This is a genomic window from Enterobacter oligotrophicus, assembly GCF_009176645.1.
In the GTDB taxonomy this organism is placed as follows: Bacteria; Pseudomonadota; Gammaproteobacteria; order Enterobacterales; family Enterobacteriaceae; genus Enterobacter; species Enterobacter oligotrophicus.
This window is the reverse complement of record NZ_AP019007.1, coordinates 2901875-2913776: the sequence shown is the minus strand read 5'-3', so window position 1 is coordinate 2913776 and position 11902 is coordinate 2901875. Positions and strand designations below refer to the sequence as shown.

The 11902-nt window shown below is 53.3% G+C and carries 10 protein-coding genes; 7 read left to right on the top strand and 3 right to left on the bottom strand.

All coding sequences use genetic code 11. The features are described from left to right. Positions 1-100 precede the first annotated feature (100 nt). Positions 101-1054, top strand: coding sequence for a nickel/cobalt transporter (locus EoCCA6_RS13970; RefSeq protein ID WP_152083158.1), 954 nt, complete (start codon positions 101-103; stop codon positions 1052-1054). Between the two features lie 33 nt (positions 1055-1087). Here EoCCA6_RS13970 and proP read toward each other — a convergent pair whose 3' ends face one another. Beyond that, the gene (gene proP / locus EoCCA6_RS13965; RefSeq protein ID WP_152083157.1) at positions 1088-2590 is read right to left on the bottom strand and encodes a glycine betaine/L-proline transporter ProP; all 1503 of its coding nucleotides are present in this window, start codon (positions 2588-2590) and stop codon (positions 1088-1090) included. A 649-nt stretch (positions 2591-3239) separates the two neighbouring features. Between proP and kdgT the strand changes: the two genes are divergently transcribed. After that, positions 3240-4232 (top strand): 2-keto-3-deoxygluconate transporter, encoded by a 993-nt coding sequence (kdgT, locus tag EoCCA6_RS13960; protein ID WP_152084457.1) that lies wholly within the window; start codon positions 3240-3242, stop codon positions 4230-4232. Positions 4233-4267: 35 nt separating this feature from the next. Here the strand turns inward: kdgT and EoCCA6_RS13955 are convergent, their stop codons facing one another. Together EoCCA6_RS13955 and crfC are read right to left on the bottom strand one after the other, a co-directional pair. Beyond that, positions 4268-5146: a diguanylate cyclase regulator RdcB family protein gene (locus EoCCA6_RS13955; RefSeq protein ID WP_152083156.1), complete on the bottom strand. Its 879-nt coding sequence runs from the start codon at positions 5144-5146 to the stop codon at positions 4268-4270. Then, complete coding sequence (crfC, locus tag EoCCA6_RS13950) at positions 5143-7488, bottom strand: clamp-binding protein CrfC (RefSeq protein WP_152083155.1); 2346 nt, start codon at positions 7486-7488, stop codon at positions 5143-5145. Before crfC ends, EoCCA6_RS13955 begins: the two co-directional genes overlap by 4 nt. A 595-nt stretch (positions 7489-8083) precedes the next feature. Between crfC and EoCCA6_RS13945 the strand changes: the two genes are divergently transcribed. The 5 genes from EoCCA6_RS13945 (at position 8084) to phnE (ending at position 11883) form a co-directional block, all read left to right on the top strand. Then, a complete protein-coding gene (locus EoCCA6_RS13945; protein ID WP_152083154.1) occupies positions 8084-8419 on the top strand; it encodes a zinc ribbon domain-containing protein YjdM in 336 nt (111 codons plus the stop codon). An 80-nt stretch (positions 8420-8499) separates the two neighbouring features. Further along, complete coding sequence (gene yjdN, locus EoCCA6_RS13940; RefSeq protein ID WP_152083153.1) at positions 8500-8943, top strand: VOC family metalloprotein YjdN; 444 nt, start codon at positions 8500-8502, stop codon at positions 8941-8943. Between the two features lie 173 nt (positions 8944-9116). After that, complete coding sequence (gene phnC, locus EoCCA6_RS13935) at positions 9117-9905, top strand: phosphonate ABC transporter ATP-binding protein (protein WP_152083152.1); 789 nt, start codon at positions 9117-9119, stop codon at positions 9903-9905. A 23-nt stretch (positions 9906-9928) separates the two neighbouring features. Then, positions 9929-10945, top strand: a complete 1017-nt coding sequence (gene phnD, locus EoCCA6_RS13930) for a phosphonate ABC transporter substrate-binding protein (protein WP_152083151.1) — start codon at positions 9929-9931, stop codon at positions 10943-10945. 158 nt (positions 10946-11103) lie between these two features. After that, entirely contained in the window at positions 11104-11883 is a 780-nt protein-coding gene (gene phnE, locus EoCCA6_RS13925) for a phosphonate ABC transporter, permease protein PhnE (RefSeq protein ID WP_152083150.1), read from the top strand. Positions 11884-11902 lie beyond the last annotated feature (19 nt).

The following is an 11902-nucleotide window of genomic DNA, read 5'->3' as shown; positions in this document are numbered from 1 at the left end:
AGTTATCCACAATTATGTCCAGCCCGGCCGGGTGATCCTGCAAACCAAGGGGAAAAATCAACTATACTAGCGGCAAATATTCCCCCTGCAGGCCACCCCCATGACTACACAACGTCTAACGCGTGACTGGCGCATCCCTACAGCAGGACTGCTGGCGCTGGCGATCCTCTTTGCCGGGTTTACCCTGCATGCCCACTGGAACACCTTTATACAGTGGTGCCTTGCCACGCAAATCACCCTGCACCGCTATCTGGTAATGTACCTGCTGCAGCTCAATAACCACCAGTACAGCGGCGGTTTATGGTTGCTGACGGGCGCTTTCTTTTATGGCGTACTGCATGCTATCGGGCCGGGACACGGCAAATTTATCGTCACCACTTATCTCACTACAAATAAAGAAAGCCAGCTCGCCGCGCGCGTCGTGCCGTTTCTCGGCAGCCTTATGCAGGGTATAAGTGCGATTCTGTTTGTCTTTATTCTGGCGGTTGGGCTCAACCTTGCGTCGGGTGATATCAGTACCAGTCGCTGGTACGTAGAGAAGATCAGTGCCGTGCTGATTGGCGCATTTGGCATGTTTATCATTTATCAGGCGCTGAAGAGTCTGCGTCCCCGCAGAATGGTTATCTCAGCCATCAAGCCATTCCACCAGCATGATGAACACTGTGGCTGCGGCCATCACGGGGTGGGGTTGGATTTGACCAAAGGCGACTGGAAAACGCGCCTGGGGGTCATTCTGGCAATCGGCGCACGTCCGTGCAGCGGTGCAATTATGATCCTGATGTTCTCAAACGCGCTCGGGATCGTGACCTGGGGCATTGCCGCTGTGATGACCATGTCGCTGGGAACGGCGCTCTCGATTATGGGGCTATCGCTGGCGGTGCGTTATGCACGTGAGCGCACAGTGTCATTTTTTGGTGGTGACTCCAGCCTGAACGGGGTCTTGCCTGTCGCCAAAATTATCGGGGGGATCGTACTGATCCTGTTTGCCACCATTCTGTTCCTGACGGTAATTCCCATCAGCGCCAACGGCGACTATATCGCCGCCGGGTGCTAATAAAAGAAAACCCGCCAGCGGCGGGTTTCATCACTACTCGTTAATTCGTGGATGCTGATCCACCAGGCGAGAACGCTTTTTCTGCAGCTCTTCAATCTCTGCATCAATGTCTTCTATCTTTTGCTCTACATTATCGTAGTGCTCACGCAGGATCTCTTTCGCTTCCTGGATATCAGACGCCGCAGGCGTTGCGCCTTTCAGAGGACGGTTTGCCGTCTCCTTCATGGTGATACCCGTAATCAAGCCAATCACCGCGATAACCATCAGGTAATAAGCAGGCATCATCAGATTCTGCGTACTCTCCACCAGCGAAGCTGCGAGTGTCGGCGTCAGACCGGCAATCAGAACCGAGATGTTAAAGGCCGCCGCCAGCGCACTATAACGAATGTGCGTCGGGAACATAGCTGGCAACGTAGAGGCCATCACCCCGATAAAGCAGTTGAGGATCACCGCCAGCATCAGCAGGCCAGCAAAAATCAGGCCCAGCACATTACTGTTAATCAGAATAAAGGCCGGGATCGCCAGCGCAAACAACGCCACACTGCCAAGGATGATAAACGGTCGACGACCAAAACGGTCACTCAACAGACCCATAATCGGCTGCACAAACAGCATACCGACCATGATGGCGATAATAATCAGCACACCGTGATCTTCCGAGTAGTGCAGGTTATGCGACAGGTAGCTCGGCATGTAGGTCAGCAGCATGTAGTAGGTCACGTTGGTGGAAATCACCAGACCAATACAGGTCAGCAGGCTGCGCCAGTGTTTGGTCGCAATCTCCTTGAACGACACTTTCGGGCCTTCCTGCAACCCTTCGCGGTCACCCTGCTCCAGCTTATCAACGTGCTGCTGGAACGCAGGCGTCTCTTCCAGCGCGTGACGCAGGTAAAGACCAATAATACCCAGCGGAAGCGCTATAAAGAACGGAATACGCCAGCCCCAGTCGAGGAAGTTCTCTTCACCAACCACGGTTGAAATCAGCACCACGACCCCCGCGCCCATCACAAACCCGGCAATCGAACCGAAGTCCAGCCAGCTTCCCATAAAGCCGCGTTTACGGTCCGGGGAATACTCCGCGACGAAGATCGACGCACCGGTATATTCGCCCCCGACGGAGAAGCCCTGCGCCATCTTACAGAGCAGCAGCAGAATCGGTGCCCATATGCCAATCGAGGCGTAGGACGGTATCAGGCCGATACAGAATGTACTGATCGACATAATAACAATGGTGATAGCAAGTATTTTCTGGCGACCATATTTATCGCCGAGCATACCGAAAAAGAGACCACCCAGTGGACGAATCAGGAAGGGAACGGAGAACGTACCCAGTGCGGCAATCATCTGCAGGCTGGGATCGGCACCAGGGAAAAACACTTTACCTAATGCATAGGCCACGAAACCGTAGACACCGAAATCGAACCATTCCATCGCATTACCGAGCGAAGCGGCGGTAATCGCTTTACGCAGTTTTGCATCATCGATAATGGTGACGTCGCGCAGCGTAATCGGTTTAACTTTTTTCCTTCTAAGCATAGCTTTCCTCGTAGACTCAGCCCTGTCCGATTCACAGTCCCGTTCGCGATCTGTGAACCTGGGATTCGCTCCATGCGAATCACCTTATTCAAGCGTAGCAGGTTTACTTACATTGACGTTTTGCGTCGATACAACCGAACCTGTTGACGCCTGTCTGGGCAGTTAATGACCTTTTTACCCTACCAGCGTTTATATATGTGATCAACTTCACACATATTCTTTCCAGTTCGTCAGTTGTTTTCAACAAATGTCAATTAATGCGGGTACACCCTTTTTCAGGCGATACCCAGAAAATATTTTCACGCAGGTTATTATTGCCTGCAGAACAAAAAAACAGCCACATTCCTTCACATCAACTTTACATAATTTTTAATTATTCAAAGACGATTTCTCTGTTTACATTGAATATGTGACGAAGATAACTAAAACACTGTTTTATTTTCATTGAATCATTATTCCATTGATCGCATGATAAATCCGAACGCAACACCTTATGCGCTTGCACGCGTAGTTAGCAGAGCACATTTATTAAATTTTATTGCATGGGTAATAAATTAAGTGACTTATAAATCAGTTACTTAATTGAATTCAATGAATTGTATTTTTGATCTTTCCGCCAGTCACGCGGGATGAGATGTGAGGGTTAATGATGAAAATTAAAGCCACGATAGAACGCATTCCCGGTGGGATGATGCTGGTTCCGCTGGTGTTGGGCGCGATCTTAAATACGCTGGCACCAGACACTGGCGCTTATTTTGGTGGTTTCACAAAAGGGATGATTGCCGGAACAGTACCGATCCTGGCCGTATGGTTCTTTTGTATCGGTGCCTCAATTAATTTGCGTGCTACCGGTACAGTTTTACGGAAATCCGGCACGCTGGTGCTCACCAAAATAGCCGTCGCATGGGTGGTGGCAATGGTCTGCGCGATGTTCATTCCAGAGAATGGTGTTCAGACCGGGTTCTTTGCCGGATTATCCGTTCTGGCCATCGTTTCAGCAATGGACATGACTAACGGCGGGCTCTATGCCAGCCTGATGAACCAGTACGGCACAAAGGAAGAATCGGGCGCGTTTGTACTGATGTCTCTGGAGTCCGGCCCGCTGATGACCATGCTGATCCTCGGCTCTGCGGGTCTGGCCTCCTTTGAACCCCATCACTTTGTCGGCGCGATCCTGCCGTTCCTGATCGGTTTTGCGCTGGGTAACCTCGATCACGATCTGCGTGATTTCTTCAGCAAAGCCACGCCGGTACTGATCCCGTTCTTCGGCTTCGCGCTGGGTAATACCATTAATCTGAACGTGATCCTTGATACCGGCCTGCTGGGGATTGTACTGGGCGTGGCAGTCATCGTTATCACCGGCATTCCGCTGATTATCGCTGACCGCGTCATTGGTGGAGGAAACGGTACAGCGGGTGTAGCCGCCTCTTCTGCGGCAGGCGCTGCAGTGGCGAACCCGGTGATTATTGCCCAGATTAACCCGGCGTTTGAACCCGTTGCGGCTTCTGCCACGGCGCTAGTTGCCGCCAGTGTGATTGTGACGGCGATTCTGGTGCCCATCATCACAGCGCTGTACGCCAGACGCTTCGGAAATGCTCCAGACGTTCAGACAGAATCAAAACCCGTCGAATTGCACCATTGATACACCCTCCCCCTCCTGTAAAGAGGGGGATTGCTTCAGCCACCAAAAATCTCTTCCACCATCCCTTCAACCAGTCGTTTTGCCGAACAGAGTCTTGGCATTCCCAGCGCTACCGTTTGCCAGTTCTGCGTGACTGACCAGCTCACCGGATGTTTATCCGCCTGGCACCAGTCACCCAGCCAGCCCAGCATATCTTTATGATCCATCAGGCCCGGAGCGGCGGGCGTCGCTAGCCATTGATGGTAAAAATGGCGGGTCGTGGGCGAGGCATTAATCCCCTGCGCAAGGTAATTCGCCGCCATGCTGCGCAGGTTGTCTTTGAGCATTGCCGCCACATCGTCATTCCCCAGACGGCAGGCATCACCAAATGGCCCCCAGCGTAACTCTTCCAGAGCAATATAGCAGCGCCCGGCCAGTGACCAGCCGTCATACTGCCCGGCACGCCAGCGGGTAAAAATTTGCTCGCTATGTTCCCCCGCCTGCACCGTTAGCCCGCGCTGCGTAAGCGCCTTCTCTTTATAAGCGGCACGTTGTTTAAAGTGAGAAGAAAGTTCGTCGTACTGCTGCATGAGCCCCGGAGACTGGGCCACACGCAGGTTCGTCTGCTGACGCAACGCCAGCAGTTTGTCAGTCATACGCGTCAGCGCCAGATGGCCGGGGTCAAGCATACCAGCCAGTTTCTCCGCCAGGCCCAGGCGTAATGCTGCATTTTCGTTGAGCATTCCCGCCATCGCCCACGGCCGCAACCGGGTTTGCGTCATGATCTCCTGAGTCAAACGCTCACGAAACTGCAGCTGCTGTGGGCCCAGTTGGGTATGACGCGACGCGTCCACCCCCTGAACCAGATCGACCATAAATTTCGGATGAATACACTCCAGCGTCCGCCCAGGACCGTTCAGTAGCGGTGTTGTCATGGTTGCTCTGCCGCGAATAAGGTTTGAATATCATCACGTAACAGTCGGGTATCTTCCTGAATCCACGTCGCAGTCGTGAGGCTTTGTTTTAACAGCTGGCTGAGCGCTCGGGTCGAATGCTCATTTTGCTGCCGCACGGCGAGGCTATCACGCAAACTTTCCTGTAACCCGGCCAGGCATAGCGAGAATTCAGCAAAGAACGTTGCCATACCTGCCGTAACAGAGACATCGACCTGCGCAGCCAAAGCCTTACGGATTTGTTCACAAAACTGATCAATATGTCGCATAAACTTGTCATGAAGTTGCGCGACATCGATAACGTACCGCGTGCGCGCCACCACATAATCCTCCCAGCCCCAGCCAGGGTTGTTTAGCCAGCGCGATACCGTCTCACGCATACTGCCCGCCCCGGAAGGCTGCCCCGCCGGGCGGTTATCCGGCGCAATGGCATCGTTAAACAGCACGCGAGTGTTGAAGTTAAGCTGATTCGCCTGAAACGCCGGGAAGCTGATGCGCGCCCGAAATCCGGCGTCGCTTAACTGCTCTTTAATCCGCGTCTCTATCGGACGCATCGCCTCATTCAGCGAACGCGCCAGCGTCGACTCCAGTTGATCGAAACGTAACGCCAGCTCGCGGGCAATTTTATTTTGCGCGTCCAGCATAATCAGCTCGCAGGAGGAACGGATCTTACTCAGCACGATCTGTGCCTGCCCTTCGTCCTCAAGCACCAGCTGATTCAGCGCGTCCGGCTCGTCGCTGCGCGGTGCAAGGCCCGCCAAATCTAAAACATTATGGCGGCTGAAAAGATGACCAATCGCCTGCTGGAGCGACGTCTTCTGCCGGGCCATAAACTCATCGGTGGCATTAAGCGCCTCTTCCACTTCATGTGTCACTTCATCACTGACCACACTCTGGCGCGTCTGCAGCATCGCCATATCGTCCTCAAGACGTGTGATATTCAGCTCAAGCTCCTCAAAAGCGACCGTCAGCCCCTGATAGCGAAAATCGAGATACTCCCTGGCATTTTGCGCGTAGTTAAGCAGCTTATGCGACGCAGAACGCAGAGCGAACAACGAGGCGTTGGCATACGCGGCGTAAATCAGCTTGCGGATCGGCTGTTCGAACAGAGAATCTTCCCACAGCAGATCGGCGGCGTGGCGAATATGGTCAATATCATCCAGATCGGCCGTGCGCCACCGACGTCCTAACGCAGCTTCGGCAAAATCCTGCACCCAGCGCTGCTCCAGGGGATCGGGAAGCCGCCCGTAGGTGTTCATTTCATACCGGGCGCGGTTCGCCAGATAAGCCCACATCGACGAAACCGGGTAAATCTGTCCCGGCGAGATATTCCCTTTCATTAAGGTGCCGGAAATCATCGCCCTGACCTGCTCTTCGTCATCACTGTTGCGGTCTTTCTGATCAAACTTATTGACCAGCGCATACAGCGGCACCGATTTTCCCGCCACGGAAATCGCCTGGCGGACCTCTTCATCGGAAATAGATTTGAGCTGGGTATAATCCATCACCGCCAGAACCGCTGACGCTCGCGCCAGCTGTTCGCTAAGCATTTTTTGCAGGTGCGGTTGCCCGGCCTCGTTCGGCCCCGGCGTATCAAGCAACGTCAGCTGACCAAGATGCGCATCCAGACCCGCAAGATGGACAAACTCCACTTCAATCACCGGAATGTGTTCAATGGCGGCGTACTCAGAAAACGGGAAGTCAACGCCCAGAGCCTGGGAAAGCCGCACCAGGTCATTAAGGCTCTTCAGGCAATGAAATATCGGCTCTGCACCCAGATGATGCTTTTCAAACGCCTCCCCTTTTTCAATGCGCTCCAGCAGCGTGTTCATGTCTTTATCAATTTCCAGACGCTGCGCCAGCTTACCGCGATCGTAATCGCAGAGCTTTTTCTGCAACTGCTGAATCAATGCATCAATAGGAGAGGCATGCGAGAAATGCAGAACCGGCTCTTTCTGGTCCGGCGTATGGCGAATCAGGGTAGGAAGTGCTGTCATAGGGCGATTGCGGTTCGGCAATACTTCAGTCCCCACAATCGCGTTAATGGTGGTCGATTTACCCGCCTTCATGGTTCCGACGATAGCCAATACCATTTCAAGACGGGTTATTTTACGTAATTCATTATTTAGCATTGCCTGCTGTGCATCAACGCCGCGAGCACTGAAATGCAACGGCAGTACATTGTTATTAACGCCCGTAATGGCGGCGGCGGTACTGTCCAGCATCGCCATCGGCATTGATTTCAACGTATCAAGATTCTGCAGTGCGAGCTGTAACAAGCGCTCTGCTTCCTGGCTTAATTCAAAAATGGTCTGTGTGTGCATGATAAAAGCCTTCCCTTAACGCAAATTTATTACTTTTATTAAGCCACTTTGTTTTAATAATGCTGTTTCGGCTTATATGATCACGTATGGAAAACATGTTCACTAAATATAACTACTTGATGGTAATAAGAAATATATTTCTATCCTTGCAAGGCGTGTAAAACATCCCCCTTGGCCAGGAAGCCAAAAGATAAAAAACGTCGCTCAGTTTCAGGAAACTTAAGGATATATCATTGTTATTTACCCACCTGAAAAGAGAGGTAATTCACCACCGCCATCAAATGAATGACGTCAGAGAGCAGGATAAATAACAACGTATCGCTTAACCTTATCCGAAATGGAAGAGCGTAGCAATTTGATGCAATAAAATATTCGATATATTTAGCGTCGTTTCTATTCATCGTGTTAATGAAGTAAGCATCGCTTAACTGACTGACAGGAAGTGTCACCCCGGACACATTTTTCATACTTTTTTTATCACGCAATGGCACCGACAAAAGTGTGGATTTGCGTTATACTTGCGGCCTTTTACGGCATCCTGCCGTCATTTAGCTGGCATTTTCCAGCGTGTTAACACTTTTTTGAGGATACCAACATGCAACTCCCACACTGCCCGAAATGCAATTCTGAATATACCTATGAAGATAATGGCATGTTCATTTGCCCGGAATGCGCGCATGAATGGAACGATGCAGAGCCGTCGCAGGAAAGCGATGAACTGATCGTTAAAGATGCGAACGGTAATCTGCTGGCTGACGGCGACAGCGTCACCGTGATTAAAGACCTGAAGGTAAAGGGCAGCTCTTCCATACTGAAAATCGGCACTAAAGTGAAGAACATCCGTCTGGTTGAAGGCGATCACAATATCGATTGCAAAATTGACGGCTTCGGCCCGATGAAGCTGAAATCTGAGTTCGTGAAAAAGAACTGATTCACCCGCCCGGTAGCGCTTCGCTTACCGGGCCTGCGGGGACTACACTTAACGGGCTTCTCTTACCTGAGGTAATGATTATGCCATTAAGTCCCTACATCTCATTCGCCGGTAACTGTGCAGAGGCAACCGCCTTCTATCAGCACGCTGTCGGCGCAGAACTTCTCTATAAAATCACCTTCGGCGAAATGCCAAAAGACGACCACAGCGAAGAAGGCTGCCCGTCTGCCATGCAATTTCCGGATTCAGCCATCGCCCATTCTAATGTCCGTATTGCTGGCAGCGATATCATGATGAGCGACGGTCTGCCACCAGGCAGCAGCGCACAGTACGCCGGATTTACGCTGGTACTGGATACACAGGATGTCGAGGAAGGTAAACGCTGGTTCGATAACCTTGCCGCAGGTGGCAATGTCGAAATGGCCTGGCAGGAGACCTTCTGGGCGCACGGCTTCGGCAAAGTCACCGATAAATACGGTGTGCCGTGGATGATAAACGTCGTTAAGCAGCAGCAAACGTCGTAGGCCGGATAAGCGCAGCACATCCGGCAACAGCACCCGGAGGCGCTGCGCTGACCGCGCCTGCGTTGGCTGTCATCGCTATCACATTAACTCTTCAAATTCCCGCAACCCAGACTTAACCCAAATGTCATATTGATGCGCCAGCATGAGGCCACATTTAACGTGAGGCCCCGCACATGCAAACCGTCATCCGCGTCGAGAAACTGAGCAAGACCTTCCATCACAATAAGGCTCTGCATGCCGTTGATCTGACCGTCCAGCAGGGCGAAATGGTAGCGCTGCTGGGGCCATCCGGTTCAGGTAAATCCACCCTTCTGCGCCATTTAAGCGGCCTTATTACCTGCGATAAAACGCCGGAAAGTCACGTCGAGCTGCTGGGTAACACCGTGCAACGCGCAGGCCGCCTGGCACGCGATATTCGCAAAAGCCGCGCCCAGACGGGCTACATCTTCCAGCAATTCAACCTGGTGAATCGTCTGACGGTGCTGGAGAACGTGCTGATTGGCGCACTCGGCAGCACCCCATTCTGGCGCACCTGCCTGCGCTGGTTTTCGCCATCCCAGAAACAAGAGGCTCTGCAGGCGCTGACCCGCGTTGGCATGGCCCATTTTGCCCACCAGCGTGTCTCCACTCTGTCCGGTGGACAGCAGCAGCGCGTGGCGATTGCCCGCGCATTAATGCAAAAAGCCAAAGTCATTCTGGCCGACGAACCGATCGCCTCGCTGGACCCGGAATCGGCCCGCATCGTAATGGAAACCCTGCGCGACATTAACCAGAACGACGGCATCACCGTGGTGGTAACGCTGCACCAGGTGGATTACGCCCTGCGCTACTGCGAGCGCATCGTCGCGCTGCGTCAGGGGCACGTCTTCTTTGATGGCGCAAGCCACCAGTTTGATAACGAACGTTTTGACCATCTCTACCGCAGCATTAACCGCGTCGAAGAGAACGCGCAGGCTGCTTAACGTCTCCACAACGAGGAATGGAAATGAGCTATAAAACGGTTGCCGCGCTGGCCTTCACCAGCATGTTCAGCATCAGCACCCTGTTAAGCCCGGCCCACGCCGAAGAGCAGGAAAAGGCGCTGAACTTTGGCATTATTTCGACGGAATCACAGCAGAATCTGAAACCTCAGTGGGAACCGTTCCTGAAAGATATGGAAACCAAACTGGGGATCAAAGTGAACGCCTTCTTTGCCCCGGACTATGCGGGCATCATCCAGGGGATGCGCTTCAACAAAGTGGACATCGCCTGGTACGGCAACCTCTCCGCCATGGAAGCGGTGGACCGCGCGAACGGCCAGGTCTTTGCCCAGACCGTTGCGGCTGATGGCTCCCCAGGCTACTGGAGCGTGCTGATCGTCAACAAAGACAGCCCAATCAACAACCTCAACGACATGCTCGCCAAACGCAAAGATCTCACCTTTGGTAACGGCGACCCGAACTCTACCTCAGGCTTCCTCGTCCCTGGCTACTACGTCTTCGCCAAAAACAACGCCTCCGCCAGCGACTTCAAGCGCACGGTGAATGCCAGCCATGAAACGAACGCTCTGGCCGTGGCGAATAAGCAGGTCGACGTTGCGACTAACAACACCGAAAACCTCGACAAGCTAAAGACCTCCGCACCAGACAAGCTGAAAGCACTGAAGGTGATCTGGAAATCGCCCCTTATTCCTGGCGACCCAATCGTGTGGCGTAAAAACCTGTCTGAAAGCACCAAAGACAAGGTCTACGACTTCTTCATGAATTACGGCAAAACGCCGGAAGAGAAAACCGTTCTGGAGCGTCTGGGCTGGGCACCATTCCGCCCATCAAGCGACCTGCAACTGGTCCCGATTCGCCAGCTGGCGCTGTTTAAAGAGATGCAGGGCGTGAAGGACAACAAAGGTCTGAATGAGGAAGAGAAGACCAGCAAAGTGTCGGCCATTCAGGCACAGCTGGACGATCTGGACCGCCTGACCGCCGCGCTGAGCGCCATGACCAGCGTGAATAAAGCGGTGCAATAACTGACGTCCCCTCTCCCTTGAGGGAGAGGGTTAGGGTGAGGGGGAAATGCGCACGCTGATGCCCTCACCCCGGCCCTCTCCCACAGGGAGAGGGAGAACAGATCGTAGGCCGGATAAGCGTAGCACCATCCGGCACACAAAGACCCACGGAGTAAAACATGCAAACCATCACCCTCCCACCGCCGAAACGCAGCTGGTTCTCGCTTTTAAGCTGGGCCATTCTGCTGGCGGTGCTGGTTATCTCCTGGAAGGGCGCGGAAATGGACCCGCTGCTGCTCGTCAAAGATTCCGGCAACATGGCAACCTTCGCCGCGGACTTCTTCCCGCCGGACTTCAGCCAGTGGCAGGACTACCTCGGTGAAATGGCCATCACCCTGCAAATCGCCGTCTGGGGCACCGCCCTTGCCGTCATTCTCTCTATTCCGTTTGGCCTGATGAGCGCCGAAAACATTGTGCCATGGTGGGTGTACCAGCCGATGCGTCGCCTGATGGACGCCTGCCGCGCCATCAACGAAATGGTCTTTGCGATGCTGTTCGTCGTGGCTGTCGGTCTGGGTCCGTTTGCGGGCGTGATGGCGTTGTTCATCCACACCACCGGCGTGCTCTCCAAGCTGCTCTCTGAAGCGGTTGAAGCCATTGAGCCCGGCCCGGTGGAAGGCATTCGCGCGACGGGTGCTAATAAAATCGAAGAAATTCTTTACGGCGTGCTGCCACAGGTGATGCCGCTGCTGATCTCCTACTCCTTGTACCGCTTCGAATCTAACGTCCGCTCCGCCACGGTCGTCGGCATGGTCGGCGCAGGCGGGATTGGCGTCACCCTGTGGGAAGCGATTCGCGGTTTCCAGTTCCAGCAAACCTGCGCATTGATGGTGCTCATCATCATCACCGTCAGCCTGCTGGATTTCCTCTCTCAACGTTTGCGTAAGCACTTCATCTGAGAAGCGAGGCTTTGTTTTA